20 protein-coding genes are annotated in these 22,909 nt (G+C 39.3%); 8 read left to right on the top strand and 12 right to left on the bottom strand.

Translation table 11 applies throughout. From position 1 onward, the window contains the following. Positions 1 to 20: 20 nt before the first annotated feature. The 4 genes from HS960_RS04380 to HS960_RS04365 all read right to left on the bottom strand — a co-directional run bounded on the left by HS960_RS04380 (position 21) and on the right by HS960_RS04365 (position 3,734). Positions 21 to 1,361 (bottom strand): DUF5690 family protein, encoded by a 1,341-nt coding sequence (locus HS960_RS04380; protein ID WP_153846762.1) that lies wholly within the window; start codon positions 1,359 to 1,361, stop codon positions 21 to 23. A 183-nt stretch (positions 1,362 to 1,544) separates the two neighbouring features. Further along, positions 1,545 to 2,123 carry a helix-turn-helix domain-containing protein gene (locus HS960_RS04375; RefSeq protein WP_153846761.1) on the bottom strand — a complete coding sequence of 193 codons (579 nt, stop codon included), beginning with the start codon at positions 2,121 to 2,123 and terminating at the stop codon, positions 1,545 to 1,547. 164 nt (positions 2,124 to 2,287) lie between these two features. Continuing rightward, positions 2,288 to 3,112 (bottom strand): glycoside hydrolase family 16 protein, encoded by an 825-nt coding sequence (locus HS960_RS04370; RefSeq protein WP_153846760.1) that lies wholly within the window; start codon positions 3,110 to 3,112, stop codon positions 2,288 to 2,290. 136 nt (positions 3,113 to 3,248) lie between these two features. Further along, positions 3,249 to 3,734: a nuclear transport factor 2 family protein gene (locus tag HS960_RS04365; RefSeq protein WP_153846759.1), complete on the bottom strand. Its 486-nt coding sequence runs from the start codon at positions 3,732 to 3,734 to the stop codon at positions 3,249 to 3,251. A 366-nt stretch (positions 3,735 to 4,100) separates the two neighbouring features. Here HS960_RS04365 and HS960_RS04360 point away from each other — a divergent pair, with 366 nt between their 5' ends. The 3 genes from HS960_RS04360 to HS960_RS04350 are packed head-to-tail and all read left to right on the top strand — an operon-like array spanning position 4,101 to position 6,006. After that, a complete protein-coding gene (locus HS960_RS04360) occupies positions 4,101 to 5,027 on the top strand; it encodes a ring-cleaving dioxygenase (protein WP_182331362.1) in 927 nt (308 codons plus the stop codon). Positions 5,028 to 5,065: 38 nt separating this feature from the next. Further along, entirely contained in the window at positions 5,066 to 5,365 is a 300-nt protein-coding gene (locus tag HS960_RS04355; RefSeq protein ID WP_153846757.1) for a GNAT family N-acetyltransferase, read from the top strand. A gap of 23 nt (positions 5,366 to 5,388) precedes the next feature. Next, positions 5,389 to 6,006 carry an alpha/beta hydrolase gene (locus HS960_RS04350; protein ID WP_153846756.1) on the top strand — a complete coding sequence of 206 codons (618 nt, stop codon included), beginning with the start codon at positions 5,389 to 5,391 and terminating at the stop codon, positions 6,004 to 6,006. A gap of 81 nt (positions 6,007 to 6,087) precedes the next feature. Here HS960_RS04350 and HS960_RS04345 read toward each other — a convergent pair whose 3' ends face one another. Next, a complete protein-coding gene (locus HS960_RS04345; RefSeq protein ID WP_153846755.1) occupies positions 6,088 to 7,371 on the bottom strand; it encodes a Gfo/Idh/MocA family protein in 1,284 nt (427 codons plus the stop codon). A gap of 572 nt (positions 7,372 to 7,943) precedes the next feature. Here HS960_RS04345 and HS960_RS04340 point away from each other — a divergent pair. Together HS960_RS04340 and HS960_RS04335 are read left to right on the top strand one after the other, a co-directional pair. Next, on the top strand, positions 7,944 to 8,135 hold the full coding sequence (locus HS960_RS04340; RefSeq protein ID WP_046672944.1) for a cold-shock protein: 192 nt from the start codon (positions 7,944 to 7,946) through the stop codon (positions 8,133 to 8,135). A 187-nt stretch (positions 8,136 to 8,322) separates the two neighbouring features. After that, positions 8,323 to 9,447 carry a DEAD/DEAH box helicase gene (locus HS960_RS04335; RefSeq protein WP_153846754.1) on the top strand — a complete coding sequence of 375 codons (1,125 nt, stop codon included), beginning with the start codon at positions 8,323 to 8,325 and terminating at the stop codon, positions 9,445 to 9,447. A gap of 63 nt (positions 9,448 to 9,510) precedes the next feature. Here HS960_RS04335 and HS960_RS04330 read toward each other — a convergent pair whose 3' ends face one another. The 3 genes from HS960_RS04330 to HS960_RS04320 all read right to left on the bottom strand — a co-directional run bounded on the left by HS960_RS04330 (position 9,511) and on the right by HS960_RS04320 (position 13,407). Then, positions 9,511 to 11,778, bottom strand: coding sequence for a cation:proton antiporter (locus tag HS960_RS04330; protein ID WP_153846753.1), 2,268 nt, complete (start codon positions 11,776 to 11,778; stop codon positions 9,511 to 9,513). Between the two features lie 176 nt (positions 11,779 to 11,954). Further along, positions 11,955 to 12,677, bottom strand: coding sequence for a LytR/AlgR family response regulator transcription factor (locus HS960_RS04325; protein ID WP_202883747.1), 723 nt, complete (start codon positions 12,675 to 12,677; stop codon positions 11,955 to 11,957). Further along, complete coding sequence (locus tag HS960_RS04320; protein ID WP_202883746.1) at positions 12,667 to 13,407, bottom strand: histidine kinase; 741 nt, start codon at positions 13,405 to 13,407, stop codon at positions 12,667 to 12,669. The genes HS960_RS04325 and HS960_RS04320 overlap by 11 nt, the downstream gene beginning before the upstream one ends. A gap of 302 nt (positions 13,408 to 13,709) precedes the next feature. Here HS960_RS04320 and HS960_RS04315 point away from each other — a divergent pair, with 302 nt between their 5' ends. Beyond that, positions 13,710 to 13,928 (top strand): hypothetical protein, encoded by a 219-nt coding sequence (locus tag HS960_RS04315; RefSeq protein WP_046672939.1) that lies wholly within the window; start codon positions 13,710 to 13,712, stop codon positions 13,926 to 13,928. A 123-nt stretch (positions 13,929 to 14,051) separates the two neighbouring features. On the opposite strand, the gene HS960_RS04310 is transcribed toward HS960_RS04315, so the two are convergent. Further along, positions 14,052 to 15,230, bottom strand: coding sequence for a thiolase family protein (locus tag HS960_RS04310; RefSeq protein WP_153846752.1), 1,179 nt, complete (start codon positions 15,228 to 15,230; stop codon positions 14,052 to 14,054). Between the two features lie 321 nt (positions 15,231 to 15,551). On the opposite strand from HS960_RS04310, the gene HS960_RS04305 reads away from it, so the two are divergent. Continuing rightward, a complete protein-coding gene (locus HS960_RS04305; RefSeq protein ID WP_153846751.1) occupies positions 15,552 to 16,727 on the top strand; it encodes an acyl-CoA dehydrogenase family protein in 1,176 nt (391 codons plus the stop codon). Positions 16,728 to 16,757: 30 nt separating this feature from the next. Beyond that, positions 16,758 to 18,869, top strand: a complete 2,112-nt coding sequence (locus tag HS960_RS04300; RefSeq protein ID WP_182331360.1) for a 3-hydroxyacyl-CoA dehydrogenase NAD-binding domain-containing protein — start codon at positions 16,758 to 16,760, stop codon at positions 18,867 to 18,869. 190 nt (positions 18,870 to 19,059) lie between these two features. Here HS960_RS04300 and HS960_RS04295 read toward each other — a convergent pair whose 3' ends face one another. The 3 genes from HS960_RS04295 to prpB form a co-directional block, all read right to left on the bottom strand. After that, entirely contained in the window at positions 19,060 to 20,511 is a 1,452-nt protein-coding gene (locus HS960_RS04295) for a bifunctional 2-methylcitrate dehydratase/aconitate hydratase (protein ID WP_182331358.1), read from the bottom strand. A 124-nt stretch (positions 20,512 to 20,635) separates the two neighbouring features. Then, positions 20,636 to 21,787, bottom strand: coding sequence for a bifunctional 2-methylcitrate synthase/citrate synthase (gene prpC / locus HS960_RS04290; RefSeq protein WP_182331356.1), 1,152 nt, complete (start codon positions 21,785 to 21,787; stop codon positions 20,636 to 20,638). A gap of 10 nt (positions 21,788 to 21,797) precedes the next feature. Then, positions 21,798 to 22,673 carry a methylisocitrate lyase gene (gene prpB / locus HS960_RS04285; RefSeq protein ID WP_182331354.1) on the bottom strand — a complete coding sequence of 292 codons (876 nt, stop codon included), beginning with the start codon at positions 22,671 to 22,673 and terminating at the stop codon, positions 21,798 to 21,800. Positions 22,674 to 22,909: the final 236 nt, after the last annotated feature.

Genomic DNA, 22,909 nt, shown 5'->3' with positions numbered 1-22,909 from the left:
AATATCATAAAAAAGTATAGTTAACTAATTTGCACTTCTCCTTTTGTGGTATGCCAAGGGGCCAACAACTCATCATCACTTCCTTTCATCTGTTCTTTTTTTCGAATAAAATAGAGTAGAGAGAAGATACCCAAAATAGCTCCGATAATAGAGGCTAAAAAGACCAATTGAATAAAGTAATTTCCCCAAGTAACAGAATTTGGCATAAATTCTTTGTTTACCAATATCAGAAAACTACCCAAATAACCGATTGAGTCAGCCATATACATAACAAAACCAATATTACTTTTCATACGATATGTTGCGATCATTCGCTCAAAAAATATGGCATTGTAAGGAATGTATGCCATATACAAGCCCAAACCGACGAGCAACATCCAACTTAAACCGTCAATCCATTGTTTCGTAAACAAATAGGTAGAAATACCTGCAGTCAGAAAACCTATAATGATCATATAGTGGATCAACTTGAATGCTTTAAGATTATTTTTAACCATGATTAGACAACTTACCAGCAGCAGTACAATCAAGGAGATAGTCCCATCAACTTTTGCAAAAATGCCTGCCCCTTTCACATGTAACATTTGCCAGATTTCAACCTCAAAATTATCGCGTACATCACGTAAAATAGTAAGCATGGTGTAAACGATAATAGTCAAAACGATACCCGGCATAAAGGTTTTAAAAAAGTGTTTTCGCATTTTACTATCCATCGCAATGCGCTCCGTCCGTAACTTCTTGTCCTCTTCTGTTGGCCCTGGAGCATTTTCCAATATCCATACACACAAAACAAAGGGCAGAAAAAACAGTAAACCCGTCAAAAATGGCATCCAAAATTCGTTAACATGAAAAGAAGACATCAACCACCGCCCAATCGTTTTTATCAGTCCTGAAGCGAAAATCAGACTTACGGACATCACTGCCCCCATAATCTCTGTAAACCGCCTTCCTTCTAAATAGCTAAATACCAACCCCCAAACCATTCCCAATGGAAAACCATTGATAAAAAGAAAGACAACATTCCAAGGTCTCGGACAAACTGCAAATGCCAAAAGCCCTATCCATGAAATACAAATCAAACCGATTAAATACCGCCCTCTATTACGTTGTTTACTTTCAGAGATAAATTTAATGCCATAAAACTTGGACAACAAATACCCCAGCATTTGAATGACCACCATACAGACTTTATAATCGACACCAAAAATAGTATCATTTGCAAAAGCAGATGCCGTAAATGACTTTCTAAATGAATACATACTCGTGTAACATAAAAATGCTGTAACAGCCAGAACAATAGCCACAGATTTCTCATCCAGTCTATTTATGCGTCTTTTTATTCGTTGGTTTAACTCCATCATTTAAACTTGTTAACAGACCTCATTGTCCGCAATCAAAAGTAAATTTTGGAAATTAACACAAGACTAAACTTTTGTTAAGTATTTATAAACAAATATAAGCATCCCTTTGCGATACGAAAAGTATAAAATAAAAAAGCATCATTGAATGATTCAATGATGCTCTGACAATTAACATGTTATCCTCTATTTCTTATTTTCAAAAAAGTATACAATTAGCATGACGGCCTTTTCACTTCCAACATTACGCGGTGTATGTGACAATCGCCCATTAAAAAAGATCGAATCGCCCTCTTCTAAGCTAATTGTTTGATCATTGAAGATGTACTCAACCTGTCCGCTAATGATATATTTATATTCATAGGCTTCGGTCTCAACCATTGGTCGCTGTGCATCTGGAAGCAATTCCAAAAGAACAATATCCATTGTTGAACTATCCATCGCAGATGTAAAAATCCTTTTATAATGGAAACCTATCGCCGACTCTTTTTCAAACGGACTATAAGTATCTTTTTTCCGAACGACCACGGGGCCTGAATCCAATTCAGAATTAAAATCTTTAAAAAACTCATTAAGATCAATATTCAGTGCATTGATGATATTAATCAATACGAGTAAGGAGGGTATTGTTCTGTTATTTTCAATCTGCGAAATAAGTCCCTTGCTTACCCCCGCTCTATCAGCAACTTCCTGTATGGTAATTCCTTTTTCTTTTCGAATTTCCTTAATCTTATTGCTAATCTTGAATATCGTATTATCTTCCATAATTTGGTCAAAAGTAAACATTTTTCCTATGTCGTGTATATTAAGTTTTTATCACTTAATCATAGGTCACCTATAAAATTATGATATTTCACTGTTATCAGAAAACTGCGGTTCAATAATAGGCGATCTTTTTCATCTTCTATCCTTCTGAGACTTGTTGAACACTATTGGTAAACTTTAACCCAGTCAACACGCATCTCAACAGGCAGCTGGTCTTGATTGACCTCCCCTACCCAACTTCCGCCCAACTGTTGGTCAATCAATAGATAAAAGGGTTGATCATAAGGCCACTGAGCGGGGTCTACTCCATTAACCCGTGGATAAGTAAAGGTATCAACTCCATTCACCTGAAATACAATACGATCGGGATACCAGCTTATCCCATACGTATTGTACTCTTCCGATTTGATCGAAGCGGTACCAAAATGTTTGGGATTCTCCTTTTGCCCCAGATCTAAGGTATAGTATGAGTGTGTTGTCTGGTAAATGATATTGTCAAAATTAAGATGTTCCATAATATCAATTTCACCATTTCTCGGATACTTTCCATACTTGTCCAACTCTGCCAACATCCACATGGCGGGCCAGGCCCCTTTTGCACTTCCAAGTTTAGCTCGGATTTCTATACGTCCGTATTGAAAAGCAAACTTTCCCTTACTCCATATCCCGCCTGTCAAAAATGGCCTCGAATCTTTGTCTTGATTTGTATTTTTAATTCCTCTAAGAATTAACGCACCATTTTCCCATCCAAAACAGGCGTCATCTGTACTCATGTGTTTATTCCAGTCGGCTCCGCCTGCTGGAATCCGGGACCATTTACTACTGTCTAGCTTAGGGGAATTAAAGTTCTCTTCCCATACCAGTTTCCATTCCTTAACCTCGCGATCTTTCTTTTGCACATATACATAAGGATGATCTTTGGGACGATAATGAACACTACATGCAGAAAACAACAGATAAAAAAAACTTAGGCCTAGGACTCTTTTCATGATTAAAATTAGTGGTTTGCTCAGAAAAAGGATTTAGGCCTAAATTTAGACATAATTTACCATACCTGACATCTCCACTAACAATTAAGAGGGACTAAAACGTAAAGGAAAGAAGAAATGCGATTTTTTGATATCCTTAAAACATAGGATGTGCGTTTGCTGCATTTTTAGGAACATCTTGCTGTGCATCCCAATGCTCCACAATTTTACCTTTTTCCAGCCTGAAGATATCAATAGTCGATTTGAGACTACCATCTGGATTCTTATTTTTTAGGTGAATGAAAACCAAATCTCCATCCGACGCAATGTGTTGTACATCAATCTTCGTTTTGGGCTGCCCTTCAAACCATTTCGCCGCAGCGAGCTTAAATGCCGCTGCTCCATCCGCAACAGAGGGATTATGTTGGATATACTGAGGGGAAATGTACTTATCAACTGCAGAAACATCCTTATCACCAAACATTTGCTGATAAAAATCTAAAACGATTCTTTTATTCTCTTTGTTTTCGTCAAGTTGTTTTTGCGCAGCCTCCTTTGATTCATTTGTCTGCGGCTGCTGACAACCCAGCGTTAGCAATAAAACAGAGAAAGTCATGACCTTAACTATTGTTCCATTTTTCATCTTTAAATCTATTTTTAATTGAAGTCATCGATTCACACCCCACATTAACACAATCCAATTTACCTAAATTATACAATATATAAGGCTTTTATCTGAGGTCATTTACACTATAAAATATTGGCATGATAATTGGATTTATCGCTATAGTATAATATTCAGAAATATACATTTCATAAATTTAGGTTAATAATTGGTTAGGTTAAACACCTGAAGTCCCCAACTTCAGGTGTTTTTTTATATATTTTCGAAAATCAATATTGTTGTAAAAACAAAAATGCCAATTATAGCTTTTATTAATCTAGTTCAATAAAATTCCTTATTGCTCGATGTAACTTTACATTAGTTAAGAAAATAAAAATATCAGATATGGAAAATAGAATATTAGGACTACATCACATTACCGCGATAGCCGATAATGCAAAGCGAAATCTTGATTTTTATACGAAAGTACTGGGCGTACGCCTTGTCAAAAAAACAGTTAATTTCGACGACCCTGGGACCTACCACTTCTATTTCGGTAATGAACAGGGCGAACCGGGAACGATCCTTACGTTTTTCCCTTGGGAAGGTATCGGAAAGGGTACACCGGGAGCGGGAATGGCAACTCATATTGGCTATGCGGTACCTCAAGGGAGTTTGGATTTTTGGAAAAATCGTTTAGGGGAACATCAGATTAGTTTACAGGAAAATGAAATTTTTGGAGAGAAGCTAATTTCATTTAATGATCCCGATGGATTGCAGCTTCAGTTTATTGAAACGAAAGATGATAGAAAGGCATGGACAACGACTGACATCAATGCCGAACACGCACTAAAAGGCTTCCATAATATCACGCTTTCTTTAAAAGAAGCAGATCCGACACTAAAAGTATTGACCGATATTTTGGGTTATTCGCTCCAGCAGCAGAATGATAATCGTTATAGGTTAACAACTGATAGCATTGATACGGCTAATAGCGTTGACATAATAGCGGATAAAAATCTGCCATACGGCAAAAATGCAGCCGGCACAAACCATCATGTCGCATTTCGGGTAAAGGACGACAATGTTTTGATGGAGTATCGTGAAAAGGTGCTTTCAGCAGGGTTAGATATCACACCAAAAATAGATAGAGATTACTTTTTCTCACTCTATTTTCGTGAACCTGGTGGTGTCTTATTTGAACTCGCTACGGACAATCCCGGATTTACAGTAGACGAGCCGCTATCCAGCTTAGGATCGGCACTGAAATTACCAAAGCAATATGAAAGCTACCGTTCGCAGATTGAACAGACATTGCCAAAAATCGATTAATTAAATTATATAAACATCATTCTACAAACGAGGAAGTTATGGAAAGAACTGAAATTGTATTAGACAAAAATCAACGTGGAGAGCTTCAATTATTCTCCGATGAACGCAAAGCAGGTTTAATGAGTATCGCTATCATTGACGGTAATCTCGTTGTTTACCATACAGAGGTGGACGAAGCCTATGAGGGAAGAGGATTTGCAAAAATACTGCTCGAGAAATTGGTAGCTCATGCGCGCGAAAACAACATGAAAATTGTTCCATTATGTCCTTATGTAAATGCGCAGTTTCATCGTCATCCAGAACTATATCAAGACGTTTGGTTTAAAAAAACGGTATAAATTACCATACATGAAAGGATAAAATGAGTCATTCAATAAATATTAAAACAGCTGGGCAAAGTTTGGAACAGGCAAAAAAAGCCATTGTGATGATCCATGGTCGTGGGGGGAGTGCAGAAGACATCCTTGGCATGTCATCCTATCTTCATGTCGATAATTTTGCACTACTTGCACCGCAGGCAGAAAATCACACTTGGTATCCCTATTCTTTTATTGCTCCCGTACAAGAGAACGAACCTTGGTTGAGTTCCGCAATTGATCTGATCGATCATACGGTTAAACTAGCTTTAAAGAGTGGGATACTCGCCGAAAACATCTATTTTTTTGGATTTTCTCAGGGTGCCTGTTTAACACTAGAATACCTTGCACGGCATGCGCAGCGCTATGGTGGGGCTATAGCAATTATAGGTGGCGTAATCGGTGAAGAAATTAACAGGAATAATTACAAGGGTGACTTCGCGCAAACGCCTATTTTTATTGGCACTAGCAATCCTGATTTCCATGTTCCTCTTGAACGCGTTGAAGCTACAGTATCCATCTTAGCACAAATGAATGCCAATGTAAAGCTCATGGTATATCAAAACGCGGGGCACTCCATCAATCGCGAGGAGATCGATCTTGCAAATGAATTTGTTCTTTAAGAAATAAAGGCGTGAATCATTAGTAAGGAATGATCCATTGGTTGTTGATTAAAATGATTAATCAACAACCAATTTAACGCATTATACTTTTGGGTATTTATAACCGTTATGATAAACAGAAGCTAAGTATTTATTTGCTTTCTGATCGGTAAAATGCTGTTTATCTTTATCCCAGTAGAGTTTTTGTCCTGTCCTGAATGCAATATTTCCCAGCTGAGAAAAGATGGCAATATGCGCCCCCACTTCAATTGGTGCATGAAGTACCTGTGGATTACGTTGGCGAATGGCGGCTACAAAATTTTCCATATGTTTGTCCAACCCATTATCTAAAGAAGGTTGGATAGTGACCGCTTCCATCCTTCCTTTTTCTGGAATAACCTCCCAGCCCGATCTATTCAAGACCAGCGTACCATTGTTACCAATAAATGCGACACCGTGATTGCGGTTATAAGGCCCGAGATCAATTCCTTTGGCATGTTCCCATTGGATATTGAAGCCATCAAACTCATACACAGCAGTCATCGTATCAGGCGTTTGGCCTGCATCGTCCGGGAACGCAAACTTACCTCCAGAGGCCATAATAGATTTTGGATCGGAAACCTTCATCCCAAGTAAAGCATAATCCAACATATGCACGCCCCAATCTGTCATCAAACCTCCTGCATAGTCCCAAAACCATCGAAAATTAAAATGGAATCGATTCGAATTAAATGGTCTTTTTTGTGCCGGACCTAGCCATTCCGTATAATGTACACCTGCGGGAACCGGTTCATCGGGCACTATGGGAATAGCACTTTTCCACCCTTGATAAGACCAAGCTTTTACCAATCTTATTTTGCCCAATTTACCAGAATGAACAAAATCAATGGCGTCCTTGAAATGTTGCTGACTTCTTTGCCATTGCCCGACTTGTACAATAGCCTTATTCTTTTTTGCTGCCTGAACCATTAATTCACATTCAAGAATGGAGTTACCAATAGGCTTTTCGACATATACATGCTTTCCAGCATTTACGGCATCTACCATTTGCAGGCAATGCCAATGATCCGGTGTTGCAATAATGACCGCATCCACAATCGAGCTATTGAGCATCTTCTTATAATCTACAAACGTTTCGACATGTATATTTCTTTTTTGAAGTTCTTCTGCCCTCTTTTTAAGAATATTTTCATCCACATCACAAAGAGCAGTACACACCAAGCCATCATTCTTTAACAATGCATTCAAATCAGACCAGCCCATACCATTTACACCAATTAATCCAACCCGGATGGATTGATCTAAAAAATATGAACCTTTAGCATTAAAAAAAAATGATGATGCAGCTAAAACAGTAGACGTTTTGATAAAATCTTTTCTATTCATTGGATATTGGTTTAAGTTTTGTTTTTACTGGATATCATCTAAATTCTCAATACGAGCAGAATACATATGCTTAGATGAATGCCCTAAATAAGAATGCTTTCTTTATTATTAAAAACAAATTGCTTCGATGAAAATACAAAAATGAATCTAGGTGCTCGCAAAAAGCATTGTAAAATATATATAGACAAACCTAGCGTAACCCTATGAAAAAAACGAAAAAATGGTCGAGTTAGAATCACTCGACCATACATCTACCTATGAAAAACATGCCCTTGGGAGGGGCGGTTGAAGTTAATACTAATTTCACTAAGAACAAATATTTAGAACAAATATTTATCTAAACAATTAATAATAACATTAACAACAACATCATGAGTTGACCATGTTACATTGATTGGCGAGATTGTGTTTTATTATACATTTATGTTCGATAAATTCCTTCCTCTAACGCTGTTCCAATCAACATCTTGTTAAAAAAAAGGCCCAGTTACACAACACATTTTATATTTCATTAAAAAAAATAAAAGATTAATCATTTATTATGACTACCTTGCCGCACTTAATTAAAAATAATGAATACAGGTAAAATTAAATTTTTCAATGAAACTAAAGGTTTTGGTTTTATTACACCAGAGGATGGTAGTGCAGATGTTTTCGTACACGTTTCTGCGCTTAAAAATCAAGTATCTGAAGGCGACGTTGTTACTTATGATGTAGAAAGAACTCCAAAGGGGATCAGCGCTACAAATGTAAAATTGGCGTAATCCAAAAAATACACTTTCTTGTTAATGGGGTAATTCTTAATGACTTATCCCATTTCTTTTTCCTATTCTTCCTTTACAATTTTTCAGCAATCTTTTACTTTTCCGTTGAAGACTTTTAGTTTTCAAATAAAAAGCATAAAAAGGATTCTCAAAGGTTTTATTTAAGACAAATTCGAACATACTATTTATGGAATTTAAACAACTCAGTTTAATCGCTCCGCTTTTAAAAGCAATAACCGAAACAGGCTACACACACCCCACTGCAATTCAACAAAAAGCTATTCCAATTGTATTGCAAGGCAACGATCTTATTGGTTGTGCACAAACGGGAACCGGCAAAACAGCCGCTTTTGCACTTCCGCTTTTACAACGTCTTGAAGAAACTAAGACATTAGGTAAGCTCGTTCCGATTAGGGCTTTGATCCTTACGCCAACTCGTGAACTAGCCATTCAAATTGGAGACAATATAAACTTATACCGGAAATATCTAAAACTAAACTATTGCACTATTTTCGGTGGAGTAAGCCAAGAAAAGCAAGTTAAAGAAATCAAAAAGGGTGTTGATATTCTTGTTGCTACCCCAGGCCGGTTACTGGATTTGATGAATCAAAAAATAGTTTCTCTGGATAAAATCGAGATCTTGATATTGGACGAGGCGGACAATATGCTGGACATGGGCTTTATTCATGATATCAAAAAGATCCTGACCAAAGTTCCTTCAAAGAGACAGACATTGTTTTTCTCGGCGACAATGCCTCCTAATATCCGTAAATTCGCACATGGGATACTACATAAACCTGTCGAGGTTGACGTCACACCGGTAAGCTCAACGGCTGAGAAAGTAAATCAATCTGTATTTTTTGTAGAAAAGAAGGAGAAGATCAGATTATTGACAAGCATATTAAAAAAGCTGAAGCATGAGCGCACTATTGTCTTCTCCCGCACAAAACATGGTGCCGATAAGATCGTTAAGCTGCTTGCGAAAAATGGCTTGAGAGCAGCAGCCATTCACGGAAATAAATCTCAAAATGCAAGACAAAAAGCTTTAGGTGAATTTAAGGACAGTCATCTTAAAATTTTGATCGCTACCGATATTGCTGCAAGAGGAATTGATATCGAACAACTACCGCTTGTGATTAACTATGATCTTCCCAATGTACCGGAAACCTATGTTCATCGAATTGGAAGAACAGGAAGAGCTGGTCAGGAAGGAAAAGCCATTTCTTTTTGCGATGTAGAAGAAAGACCGTATTTAGCTGATATTGAAAAATTGATCGGACTAAAAATCAAGATAGAAAAGATCAATAAATAGATCTTTATAATACCTTAAGTAAAAGCCCCTAGATTATTGAATTTAGGGGCTTTTACTTTTTATTTATGGTTTGCGATCTGCCATCAACAGGGTCGATGGCGTGAAAGGAAGCCAATTTACTTTTTTATTGACAACTTTGTTCCAGCTGGGCAGGCTGATCAACATTAAGTCCTGGTCCTGCCAGGTCTCACTATTTAATTCTCTTTCAGTTATTGTGAGATGGTTGGGAACAAGCTGTTCCAATTGCCTCAATTTCTCCTTGAAGCTTTCATTGGTCTTCAGCACTTGGTTGAGATCCCAAACTATGATCTGAGCATCTGAATGCTGAATCAGACGTTTTATCATTTCACATAGAAATTCATCATTTTTTAAAACGACAGGAACAATCACTCGCTTCGCCTTCACAAACTCTTTATCAATCAAAATGCCTACCATCGCATTAACTTTGGCATTGATCTGTTGATTTCTATCAAATGTCATAAAAGGAGATTCGGCATTTGTAACCGTATGGAATAACTTTTCAGGATTCACAATACGCGTAGTAAAATCTAAAAAACGTCCCAGTAAGCTTCCTTCATAAATTGATTCACTGACACCCAACAATAATAAGTCCTGATTTCGCTCATTGGAGGTTTGTACAATCTCGCTGTCGATATCACTGGAGATTTTAAAGATTGTCTGAATAGGTTGCTCGAGCTGCTGCGCTACCTGCTTGATTTCACGGAAACTATCCAGCTCCTGGGTTTCCACTTCATAATGATGTAACTCGTTGGCAGGTTCAATATGTAAAGCCGTAATTTCAGCGTTCTTTTTTGATTTTAAGGTTAACGCATCAGCCAGATACAACAGTGAAATCCCGGTATTACTTTTCGCAAAAGACAATAGAATCTTAAATTTTGATTTATCCAGGAGATCTTCCTGTAATAAACTCTTCTTTGGTCGATAAAGGAAATTGATCAGATCCAAAGATGGCCCTGTCATAAAAGTGGTGACCAATGCCATAACAACCATCATCGAAAATAATTCAGCACTTAAAACGCCAAGATCGTATCCAATATTGAGGACGATAAGTTCCATTAACCCGCGCGTATTCATCAACGCGCCGATACTCAGACTATCTTTCCAGCTTTGACCGACAAAACGCGCCGCCAACGTGCTACCTGCAAATTTACCAATAACCGCGACCAAAATAATACCAATGGTAATCATCCATAACTGAGGATCATTAAGTAGACCGATCTGCGTACGCAGTCCAGTATAGACAAAAAATAAAGGCAACAACAACAAAGTAGAGACATCTTCGATTTTTTCAATGAATGCTGTTCTGAATCGACTTCCTTCGGGCATGATTGCTCCCGCCATAAATGCACCAAAAAGTGCATGAATACCGATTACTTCGGTTGCATAAGCAGATAACAGCAGGACAATAAAGAAAATAGCAACAACAGGCTTACTTAGGGCTTCTTTACTCCCTTTTACCTCTCCAACGCGCATCAAAAATGGACGAACGATCTTAATCATAATGAGCACATAAGCAACAGCCAGCCCGATTGTATACAATGCACTAGCAAAATCACCGGCTTTGACAATTGCAATTACGACTGCTAGAATACACCAAGCTGTAATATCGTCTGCAGCAGCGCAGGTAATCGCCATTGCACCTAGCTTACTTTTCTGCAATCCTCTTTCCTGTATAATTCTAGCAAGAACAGGAAACGCTGTTATGCTCATGGAAATACCAATAAACAAGCTATAAGATAGAAACTCTACATTTGTAGGTGGATGGAATAGGTATAAAAAATAAGCCAATGAAATTCCCAACGTAAATGGGATCACAATGCTCGCATGAGAAATGACAACAGCATCATGCGCTTTATTTCGCAGCACATTCAAATCCAGCTCCATTCCAATGATAAACATAAATAAGATTAACCCAATTTGACTCAAAAACTGCAAATTACTGAGCGATTCTACAGGAAAAAGTGTATGCGAAAATTCCGGAAAATAGAGCCCCAGCAATGATGGTCCCAATATGATACCTGCGAGCATCTCTCCAATTACGACGGGCTGCTTAATCTTTATGCAAATCCATCCCATGATACGTGCAGCGATAATGATTGTCACGATTTGCGCCAGTAATATCGCTAGCGGATGCTGCAGACTATGGAATAAAGTTGATGTAAAATCCTTCCAGGCGCCTTGACTTGTTTTCTCTCCACGTAGTAGTTCTGGAGCCTCCAGCTGTGCCCCCAAATGAATCATCCAATACATCACACCAAGTAATGTACCAACTAAAACTACATAGAAAATTGTATTCCTATATTTCCTCATCTTCAATAGCAATTAAAATAAATATAATGACAATAGCATACTAAGTCCCGACCAATATTCTTTAAACAAGGGGGGATAAAATACAGTCTCAACAAAAATATAATTCTGTAGCAGTTTTAATGCCTTTCAGCAGGTAGGTCTAAGAAAATATGTAATGAACCAAAAGAATTTTGTAATCAACTGAATTTCTCGAAAAACATTTTCTTGTACGATTCGCCCAAATTAAAAAGAAGGGGTAGATCTTGGTCGTCCGACAAATTGCTTGTAATTTCATCAGCGGAGAAAAATTTGACGATCTTGGTTGCAATGATCTCTTTTTTATTGATACGTATAAAATCCTGTTCAGGCAAGATCTCCATCAGCTTATCAAAGCTTATATTTTTCAATAAAATAAACGAACCATCCGCCAAATAAACTGTTTTATCCCGGCTGTCTACTTCAGCTATTTGAACATAGTTAATCTGTTCGAAATACAATACTGTTTTTCCTTTATTCGTATTAAATTGCGCAAAAGAGACAGTTTCAGATCGCTTGCTAATTAGTTGCTCAACCTTCATAATGGCTTGTTGAAGACGTTGCAGGGACAATGGTTTACGCATATAATCTACTGCATTGATGTCAAAAGCATCGCTCGCATATTGTTTATATGCAGTAGAAAATACAATCGGAAAGTCTTTTAGCTCTTTGGCTAGGTCAAATCCGTTAAATTCCGGCATTTCAATATCCAGAATGCAAAAATCAAAACTTAACTTGCGGTATTCCTTCAATAATGAAGCTGGATCATTAAAAGCTTTAACCACCTCTAAACCAGAAATCTGTTCACAGAGCATTTTCAAAAATCTCAAGCTTGGTATTTCATCATCCAAAAGAATACATTTCAAATTTCTTTCAATCGGCATACAATCTAATTTGAAGGTTGGCAGTATAGACATCATTTTCTACAAATCGCCACAGTTGATGTCTACCTGGATAATACAACATGAGACGCTCTTCCAAAGTTTTGCTGCCTATTCCACTTTTAGACTTTTGTAATGGTGAACGTTTTGATATTCGATTGCTTACAACTAATTCGAATAAACCATTCTTAAAGGTCAGCATAATAGCGATAAAAGAATCCGGACCGTGGAAATCCGCATGCTTAAACGCATTTTCAATTAAATCAACCGACATAAGCGGGACTAATGACGGTGTGTTCAACATGGAGTCATTTAGTTCATCAATATCAAATTTAACGCGGATATCAAATAAGGGGCTCAATTTTACCTTGTTTATCTCAATGAGATTTCGGGCAAATTCAATTTCGGCCTTCGGTGAAACGAGTTCATCTTCACTTTCGTATAAAACGTAGTCCAATACCATGGCTAATTTGTCCATCGTATAATAGGTTTGATAAGCATGGGAAAGTATTCCGTTCAACGAATTTTTAAGCAAATGCGGATTTAATTGAGCCCGATGGAAATGTTCTATCTTTTGATTATCCATACGATTAAAAAGCTCTTTTTGTTGTCTATTTTCTACCTCAAGTTTCCGGTATTTTTGTCTTAAAAAGAGGTACAAACCCAATATTACAGCAACAATAGTCAGCAATAACAGAATGATTATATTCGAGATCTCAGTCGTCATGTTCATCCAAACTTAGTTAAAATTTCATTATGAACGAAAAACCAGCTTGAGAAAACCCAGATGACCAAACCCTCTATTCATTTACGATAAAATGAAATTTGAGCGCTTTTAGATCAAATACACCACTGTGAAATTCTCATGTATTTATTACAAAATTTAATAGTTTCATTACAATTTAGTCACTTTGAAACATTAATTTCAGATTATTATCCTTATATTGAGACTATTGTAATTAGCCGATCAAATGATTGTCTACGCTATTTTGGTTAAACCCGCCTGATTTTTAATCAGGCCTAATATGAAACACTATGGAAAAGCTCATTTTCGAAACTAATGCACAACATCCCAGTCTTGTAGACAAAATCAAACAAGCTGTTGAAAAACTGAATGGCATCCACGAATGGAAGATCGACTTGGATTCTATTTATAATCTGTTAACCATAGAAGGTATTCGACTCAACCCAACGGAAATCGAATCAGAGCTAGCGCTCCATGGAGTCGAGGCAAGCCGTCTGTATGAAGAGTAGAGGTACGACCTTGTATAACAAATAAAATAAGTTTCCTGGAAGCTATGTGGTTAAAAACAACCGAATTCAATAAGCGTGAGCTTCTTCCAGATAAAATTAAAGCAATCTTATCTGGAAGAAGCATCAAATCTTTTTAATAATCATTGCCGAGGCACCACCGCCACCATTACATATCGCTGCCAGCCCTACTGATCCTCCCTCCTGTCTTAAGATGCTGCTTAGTGTTACAACAATTCTAGCTCCCGAACATCCTAATGGATGCCCCAAAGATACCGCTCCTCCATAAACATTCACTTTGTTCACGGGTAAGCCTAAAATCTGTGCATTTGCCAAAGCGACAACAGAAAAGGCTTCATTAAATTCAAAATAATCAATGTCCGCAATTGTCAGACCCGCTTTTTTTAATACTTTATTTGTGGCAATACTTGGCGTTGTCGTAAACCATTCTGGAGCTTGCTCAGCATCAGCATAAGCAATAATCTCTGCTAAGGGCACAAGTCCAAGTTCTTCCAATTTCTCGCCAGACACGAGCAATACCGCAGCAGCCCCATCACTTATTGTAGATGCGTTTGCGGCAGTTACAGTCCCCTCTTTTTTAAAGGCAGGCTTAAGCTCAGGTATCTTATCAAAATTGACCTGCGAAAACTCTTCATCCCGCGAAACGACGACGTCTCCTTTACGACTTTGTATCGTTATAGGTTGAACCTCGTTTAAAAACTTATTTTTTTGCCAAGCGTCTAGGCTTCTTTTATAGGAACTTATCGCATAAACATCCTGTTCTTCACGGCCAATATGATATTTCTCGGCACACAACTCTGCAAAGATTCCCATTGCATCATTCGAATAAGCGTCGCTCAAACCATCACGTTGTAAACCATCAACCAGACTCTGGGCTCCAAATTTGGCTCCCCAACGCATACTATTCGTATAATATGGCACCCTACTCATGCTCTCCATCCCACCAGCAATCACTATATCAGCATCTCCCAATAAAATACTTTGCGCAGCAACAGCTATTGCTTTCATTCCACTAGCACATACTTTATTAAGGGTAGTTGCAGCGGTATGATCCGACAAACCTGCTAACCGCGCTACCTGTCGGGCAGGCGCTTGTCCCAAATCAGCTTGCAAAACAGCACCAATAATAATCTCATCCACTATATCGCGGGAAATACCCGCCTCATCAACTACAGCCCCAACAACCTGGGCCGCGAGACTTGGCGCCGAAATAGATGACAAGGCACCACCAAAACTTCCAATTGGTGTGCGTTTCGCTGCAACGATAAATACACTCTTTGACATGATATAAAAAGTTTATAATTGTTCTGCTAAAATTTTGAAGGCCTATCGCTAGCATATCCCCAACAACCCTTCCTAATCTTAAAGATAAAAAATATAACAGATAACCCACAACAAGTCGGTTTTATTTTTTTCATCAAAACAGAATAAATAGAAAAAAAATAACGCAAAAACTTCCCTACTTAACCAATTGAACGAAAAATAAAGAATAAAAATTTGCAAAAAGCCAAGGCTTTTCGCTAAATTCGTTTAGATAACATCCTACTAGACGGCCATTCAAAAGGCCACCTTACAATAAGATAACCAAAAGCAAGATAAACGATTATGCAGACAATCAAGTTTACAGCTGAACATCAGATTTTTCGCGATACACTTCGCGCATTTATTCGAAAAGAAATTACACCTTACGTCGATGATTGGGAAAAACGGGGCGAGATCGACCGAAATGTGTGGAAGAAAATGGGTGATATGGGATTGATGGGACTCAATTATCCAGAAGTGTATGGTGGACTAGAACTTGATTTTTATTATTCCTTGATACTCTGCGAAGAATTATCGTATTGTTTTTCTGGAGGATTTACCATTTCCGCGCTTGTCATTCAGTTTATGTCGGCTCCATACCTACTGAAATATGGATCAGAAAATCTGAAAGTACGCTACCTTAAACCGGTTATTGCTGGTGATATGGTCAGTGCTGTTGCTATTACTGAACCCGGGGCTGGTTCTGACGTAAAACAGATCAAAACAACAGCTGTTCGGGATGGCGATTTTTATATTGTCAATGGATCTAAAACATTTATTACCAATGGTTATTATGGTGATTTCTTCATTACAGCAGTCAAAACTGCTTCTGACCAGGGAACAAAGGGTATAAGCTTATTACTTATTGACAGAAATGCAACCGGAGTCTCGTCAAGCAAAATCAATAAATTAGGCTGGCACGCCTCTGACACTGCCGAGCTAGGGTTTAATAACGTACGAGTCCCTATTTCTCATCTTGTTGGCATTGAGGGAGAAGGATTTCGCTATTTAATGGATGGACTTCAATTGGAAAGGCTTACCGCAGCTATTCATAGTCTCGCTACCGCAGAATCCGCATTTCAGTATACGCTTGATTATATCGCACAACGTGAAGCCTTTGGAAAAAAAATCCAGGAATTTCAAACAATACGGCACCGAATCGCACAAATGGCAGCAGATATTGCTACCACGAAAGCCTTTGTCTACCATTGCTGTGATCTCCAAGACCAAAACGAATATGCAGTCCAAGAATGTTCCATTGCGAAGCTACAAGCAAGTGAGCTCGCCGTCAATGTCGTGAACCAATGTCTCCAATTATTTGGTGGTTATGGGTTTACAGAAGATTATAAAATCGCACGTTTATATCGCGATGTCCGTGTCGGCACCATTATCGGGGGAACATCAGAAATCATGCTTGAAATTATCGCGAAAATGACAATAGATCATGTGACTTATCAATCAGGAAAGTCCAAACAATAGAAAGCTTTTTAAAAATCATGACCAAGTACAATGGATGAAAATAAATCTTATATGACCCACACGCTCTTTCGTGTAGAACAGGATAATCATCACATCATTACAATCCATCCTATATCGACAGCGGCTCCCGAGCAGTTGGATATTATAGACTATCTCACGCAATTTGTTGATTTGGTTACGTTCATTCTCGAACGGGAAGATACCATAGGTGTCATATACAGCTGCCCGATTCAGGACAAAAAAATCGAATATACGCAATTATTTGAGCAGTTTTCTTCAAGCCGCTCAAGCCCTTCGGACTTATACAAGCTTACATCAAAAGTATTGCATTGGGAAACGTTTAAAAAACCCATTGTATCTCTTATTTCACACAATTGTACAGCTATTGCCCTAGCGACTATGCTATGGTCTAATTGTCGTATCGCCTCCGAAAAACTTCAGTTTGGCTTTCCGGAGAGTAAGTATGGTTTGTTTACAGCTTTTGGCACAACGATCTATTTACCAGCATTGATAGGTACTGAAAATGCCCTAAATCTGCTGACACAAAGCAAACTTCTGAGCAGTGAAGAAGCACATAAACTTGGGTTGATCAATGAATTGACGCAGAAGCCCAGCGACAGCCTATCATTAGCAATAAACTGGATACTTAATCTACCCAGCACCAATGCTGACCATCAAACAGAACAAATTGACGAACTGACGCCTGAAGCAATTCTTACTATCCAAAAAAAAACACGCGGTTTATACCCCGGCACAAACGCAGTTATTGAATTATTAAGAAAAAACCCGTCATCTACAGCGATTGAAGCTAGTGAGAGAGAAGCAAATTTATACCTAGAAGTGTTAAATAGCCCCGAACCACTCAGCATGGTCCGTACACTTCATTATGCTGTCCAATTGGCAAAGTCACCCAACAGTATAAAACATCTTGGGGACTATAGCCTAAAAAAAATAGGCATACTGGGCGCTGGAATGATGGGCTCGGGGATTGCTTATGAGGCCGCCCGAGCAGGAATAGAAGTTGCTTTAAAAGACGTTACACTTCCCCAAGCCGAACGAGGTAAAACCTATTCTAGCCAGGTTTGTGAAAAATCACTGGCTTTAGGGGCCATGAGCCCATCACAACGAGAGCAATTGCTTGCGCGCATAAAACCAACTGACCAAGTCGATGACCTTAATGGGTCTGACTGCATTATAGAAGCTGTATTTGAAGATTTCCGCCTAAAGGCTGAGGTGACAAAAGAAAGCCTACCCTATTTAAACGAAAATGGCTTTTTCGCTACAAATACCACTTCATTGCCTATTACTGAACTTGCTAAAGCAACCAATGATCCTGAAAATTTTATAGGGATGCATTTCTTTTCCCCTGTTGACCGCATGCCACTTGTCGAAATCATCTGCGGTAAACAAACCGAGCAAAAAACCTTAGAGAAAGCACTTACCACAGCTTTACGCCTCAATAAAATTCCGATAGTCGTGCAGGATGGCCCGGGCTTTTTCACCTCGCGTATTTTCTTCAATTATTTACTCGAAGGTATTACAATGGTACTGGAAGGCATCTCACCGACACTGGTCGAAGAGGAAGCGATGGCTGCAGGTTTTGCCGTGGGCCCATTGGCAGTATTGGATGAGATATCATTGGAATTGATGCTACACGTTTATGATCAATTACCCGGTCTGCATCCCAGCCAAAAACGTGCATATACCTACCTCAAAGAAATGGTCAATCAGGAACGAAAAGGAAAAAAATCGGGCGCTGGATTTTACGATTATGACCATGAAACCAAAAAGAAAACCATTTGGAAAAACCCTGTAATTGCATCTACAAAAGAAAATGTAACACCTTCAATTATCCGGAAACGTTTGTTGCATGTCATGGCATTGGATAGTTATCGATGTCTCGCAGAAGGCGTACTCAACCAACCCATCGATGGCGACATTGGTTCTATTTTAGGTGTAGGGTATGCATCCTATACAGGTGGCGTATTTGGACATATCGACCGCACAACGCTTCCTATTTTCATTGCTGAATGCGAAAACTTTCTAACCAAAGGCGAGCAATGGGATATACCAGAATCTTTAAGAGAGCTGGCAAAAAAGAATTTCAGATTTTATAGTGGTTTTGACTCAAATTGGCGATAGAGTAGCCAATCTATGTTCTTTCTTCTAAAGAAGCGTACATAAGCTGTTTAAGTGCACTAAAGTATCAGGTAATCATAAAAACAAAAGGTTGCAACCTTAAAAAGAATATTCGGTGTAGTTAACGCTATAATAGAAACGAAAGCAGGGGTGACAAAACAAATAGTTCGATCACCCCGTGCTCTATATATCATTAGCGCACAAACAAATCCATCAGTTGCGAGACATCCTGTTCGAGAAAAGTATCGTAATCCAAGGTAGCTGTAAGTATTTCCTTTTGCTGTTTTTCAGAAAATACCCGAGCAAGATTTGTTTTGTATTTTTCGATTAATTTAGGGATTCCCTCTGCCCTCCTTCTTGGATGACCTATCGGGTATTCAACGACCAATTCAGGCAATATTGTACCGTCAATCAGTTCAATTGTTAAAGCATTTGATATCGCACGTTTCTGTGGGTCGTGATAGTCAGCAGTGAATTGAGCATCTTCCACGCAGGAGATCTTATCGCGAAGCGCATCAATTCTTGGATCCGAAGCGATATGGTTTTCATAGTCATCAGCCGTCAAACGGCCGAAGATCAACGGAACAGCCACCATGTATTGGATACAATGATCACGGTCTGCAGGGTTATGTAAAGGCCCCTTTTTATCAATGATACGGATAGCCGCTTCATGTGTACGAATGGTTACACGGGCGATATCTGAGCTGCTTTTTCCAAATTCTTTCAGTTGTTGATGAAGTTGCATAGCAGCTTCTGCTGCTGTCTGTGCATGGAACTCAGCTGGAAAAGAAATCTTAAAAAGAATATTTTCCATCACATATGATCCATATCCCCGCTGAAACTTAAATGGATTTCCGTTAAAAGACACATCATAAAATCCCCATATTGGTGCTGTCAAAACAGAAGGATAGCCCATTTCTCCAGTTTTTGCTATCAGGGCCAATCGGACAGCACGTGAAGTTGCATCTCCGGCTGCCCAAGATTTTCGGCTACCTGTATTTGGCGCATGCCGATAAGTGCGTAGGGCTTGTCCATCCACAAAAGCCAAAGAAACCGCGTTGAGCAGCTCTTCTCTTGTGAGGCCAATGAGCCTCCCTACGACCGCTGTTGAAGCTACCTTCACCAAAATAACATGGTCTAGCCCCACTTTATTAAACGAGTTTTCAAGTGCTAAGACACCTTGTATCTCATGGGCCATAATCATTGCCTCAAGCACCGTCCTAGCTTTCAGCGGTTTTTGCCCGTTTGCAATATTTGTTCGGCTCAACCAATCTGCCACAGCTAAGATTCCCCCTAGATTATCGGATGGATGCCCCCATTCTGCTGCCAGCCAGGTATCATTAAAATCCAACCATCGAACAATCGTGCCGATATTGAATGCTGCCTGAACGGGATCCAATTGAAAATTTGTACCCGGTACCCGAGCACCGTTCGGCACGATGGTCCCTGCCACAACTGGCCCCAACAATTTGGTGCAGGCAGGATAGGTTAATGCTTCCAAGCCGCAGCCAATGGTATCGAGAAAACAGTAAAAGGCCGTATTCCAAGCGACTTTTTCCTCAATTTTATAATTTAGGACATAGTCCACAATGTCCACTAAACCCTGATCCGGTTGTGGTCTTTCATTTGATATTGCTGAACTCATTCGTGTATTTTCGTATAAGACTCTCGTTCTATTTATTAATATAATTCGTTTTTTTCTGAGCTAAGCTCTTCCTCAAAGCCCAACGTTTAAAAAGTACTTTTTAATGCCTTTTCCCGATCCAAATTTACCGTTCGGAAAGAGGTACAAAAGGTCTGTCCTCAGGACCAACATAATTTGCACTTGGTCGGATAATTTTTCCATCCTGACGCTGCTCGAAAACATGCGCTGACCAGCCGGTAATACGTGAGAGGACAAATAACGGCGTAAACATCTCCGTTGGAATGCCCATAATATGATAGGACACCGCAGAATACCAGTCCAGGTTCGGAAACATTTTCTTTTCTTCCCACATGACTTTTTCCAACCGTTCAGCGATCAGGTAGAGCGTCATGTCGCCCGCTTCTTCCGACAGCTCTTTGGCCACTTGTTTTATCACTTGATTTCTTGGATCCGAGATTGTATATACAGGATGGCCAAAACCAATAATGACTTCTTTGTTTGCCAATCGCTTCCGGATATCCGCTTCTGCCTCATCAGCATTTGCATAACGACTCTGAATTTCGAAAGCGACCTCATTGGCTCCGCCATGTTTAGGTCCACGTAGCGCACCTATCGCACCAGCGATGCAGGAATACATATCTGATCCTGTACCGGCGATTACCCGAGCGGTGAATGTAGATGCATTAAACTCATGTTCGGCATATAAATTGAGTGAAATCTGCATCGCTCTTACCCAAGAAGACGATGGCGATTTTCCGTGTAGCAAATGCAAAAAATGCCCGCCCAACGTTGCATCTGATGTCTCTACCTGCACCTCACGTCCATGCTGACTAAAATGATACCAGTACAACAGTGCTGAGGCCATCGAAGCCATCAGGCGAGTTGCAATGTCACAGGCACCAGTAATGGGATGACTGTCTTTCTCGGGCGAAACGCTGCCGAAAAATGAAACATAAGTCCGTAAAACATCCATGGCATGTGCCGTCGATGGCAATTGCTTGAGGACCTGTTGAACAGTAATAGGTAGACCACGTTGACTGATCAACTGACTTTGATAAGTGACGAGCTGTGCCTGTGTTGGTAGACTTCCATAAATAAGTAAATAAGCGACCTCTTCAAAACTTGCCTGATGCGCCAGATCTAAAATATCATAGCCCCTATAATGCAGATCATTACCACTTTTTCCGACAGTGCTCAAAGCCGTATTACCAGCTGCTACACCAGAGAGTGCTACACTTTTTTTGGGCTTAAAACCTGTGCTGTTTGTCTCTTCCATCTGAATATAATTATTTGTTAAACAATTGATCCAATCGATTTTCATAGGCATAATAATCGATACTTCTGTATAACTCTTCTCTCGTCTGCATGTCGTCAATCACATTAAGCTGCCCACCGTCTTCCCGAATGTGACGATAAACATTTGTAGCCGCCTTATTAGCGGCGCGGAAAGCAGATAGTGGATAAAGGACAATAGAAACATCCGCTTGACGTAGTTCATTCAGGCTAAACAACGGTGTTTGTCCAAATTCGGTGATATTCGCCAAAATAGGAAGGCCAGTTGCCGCACTAAATTGAACGTATTGCTCCAAATGATGTACTGCTTCAGCAAAAATAAAGTCCGCTCCAGCTTCTTTATAAGCCACCGCTCTTTCCAAAGCAAGTTCAAGGCCTTCAGAACCAAGTGCATCTGTACGTGCACCAATGGCAAAATGCTCATCCGTTCGTGCGTCCACCGCCGCTTTCAGGCGATCAACCATTTCAGCCCGAGAGACGAGCTCTTTCCCAGGCCGGTGCCCACAACGTTTAGCCCCCACCTGATCCTCCATGTGGACTGCGGCCGCTCCCACTTTAATTAAAGACTTTATTGTACGTGCAACATTGAATGCCGAAGGCCCGAAGCCAGTATCAATATCCACTAGCAAAGGAAGTTTACACACATTTGTAATGCGATCCACATCAATCAAAACATCCTGAAGTGTTGTTATCCCAAGATCTGGAATTCCCAGTGAACCGGCTGCGACACCTCCTCCTGAAAGATAAATAGCTTTAAAACCAGCCTGTTCAGCCAAAAGGGCATGATTAGCATTAATCGCTCCAACAATTTGTAATGGTTTTTCATTCTTGATCGCTTCCTTAAAAAGGAAGCCCGGGGATTTTATCATAATATCGAATTTGAAATTCCAAACCCTATAGCCTTCTCTAGATACAGGCTACAGCGATTACTTAAGTTTACTTAGTCTGAAGAACTCCTTTTTAGAGCCTCCCTCTTAAAGATACTAATTATCAACGCAATAAAGCAAATTATTTTCTACATTAAAGGTAAATCACAGAAGAAAATACGGTATTACCCCAATTAATTATTGTAAATTATTTCAGCGGCTAAAGCCTTCCCTCAGTC

The sequence above is a fragment of the Sphingobacterium paramultivorum genome (assembly GCF_014109745.1).
GTDB lineage: Bacteria > Bacteroidota > Bacteroidia > Sphingobacteriales > Sphingobacteriaceae > Sphingobacterium > Sphingobacterium paramultivorum.
The sequence above is the reverse complement of the archived record's forward strand: the minus strand, read 5'-3'. Positions and strand labels throughout refer to the sequence as shown.

Coding starts and splice junctions, on each gene's coding strand:
- HS960_RS04305 (WP_153846751.1), top strand. CDS start 15,552: ATGCAGACAATCAAGTTTACAGCTGAACATCAGATTTTTCGCGATACA.
- HS960_RS04300 (WP_182331360.1), top strand. CDS start 16,758: ATGGATGAAAATAAATCTTATATGACCCACACGCTCTTTCGTGTAGAA.
- HS960_RS04380 (WP_153846762.1), bottom strand. CDS start 1,361: ATGATGGAGTTAAACCAACGAATAAAAAGACGCATAAATAGACTGGAT.
- HS960_RS04330 (WP_153846753.1), bottom strand. CDS start 11,778: ATGAGGAAATATAGGAATACAATTTTCTATGTAGTTTTAGTTGGTACA.
- HS960_RS04370 (WP_153846760.1), bottom strand. CDS start 3,112: ATGAAAAGAGTCCTAGGCCTAAGTTTTTTTTATCTGTTGTTTTCTGCA.
- HS960_RS04320 (WP_202883746.1), bottom strand. CDS start 13,407: ATGAACATGACGACTGAGATCTCGAATATAATCATTCTGTTATTGCTG.
- HS960_RS04350 (WP_153846756.1), top strand. CDS start 5,389: ATGAGTCATTCAATAAATATTAAAACAGCTGGGCAAAGTTTGGAACAG.
- HS960_RS04365 (WP_153846759.1), bottom strand. CDS start 3,734: ATGAAAAATGGAACAATAGTTAAGGTCATGACTTTCTCTGTTTTATTG.
- HS960_RS04340 (WP_046672944.1), top strand. CDS start 7,944: ATGAATACAGGTAAAATTAAATTTTTCAATGAAACTAAAGGTTTTGGT.
- HS960_RS04345 (WP_153846755.1), bottom strand. CDS start 7,371: ATGAATAGAAAAGATTTTATCAAAACGTCTACTGTTTTAGCTGCATCA.
- HS960_RS04355 (WP_153846757.1), top strand. CDS start 5,066: ATGGAAAGAACTGAAATTGTATTAGACAAAAATCAACGTGGAGAGCTT.
- HS960_RS04375 (WP_153846761.1), bottom strand. CDS start 2,123: ATGGAAGATAATACGATATTCAAGATTAGCAATAAGATTAAGGAAATT.
- HS960_RS04310 (WP_153846752.1), bottom strand. CDS start 15,230: ATGTCAAAGAGTGTATTTATCGTTGCAGCGAAACGCACACCAATTGGA.
- HS960_RS04335 (WP_153846754.1), top strand. CDS start 8,323: ATGGAATTTAAACAACTCAGTTTAATCGCTCCGCTTTTAAAAGCAATA.
- HS960_RS04315 (WP_046672939.1), top strand. CDS start 13,710: ATGGAAAAGCTCATTTTCGAAACTAATGCACAACATCCCAGTCTTGTA.
- HS960_RS04325 (WP_202883747.1), bottom strand. CDS start 12,677: ATGCCGATTGAAAGAAATTTGAAATGTATTCTTTTGGATGATGAAATA.
- HS960_RS04360 (WP_182331362.1), top strand. CDS start 4,101: ATGGAAAATAGAATATTAGGACTACATCACATTACCGCGATAGCCGAT.
- prpC (WP_182331356.1), bottom strand. CDS start 21,787: ATGGAAGAGACAAACAGCACAGGTTTTAAGCCCAAAAAAAGTGTAGCA.
- prpB (WP_182331354.1), bottom strand. CDS start 22,673: ATGATAAAATCCCCGGGCTTCCTTTTTAAGGAAGCGATCAAGAATGAA.
- HS960_RS04295 (WP_182331358.1), bottom strand. CDS start 20,511: ATGAGTTCAGCAATATCAAATGAAAGACCACAACCGGATCAGGGTTTA.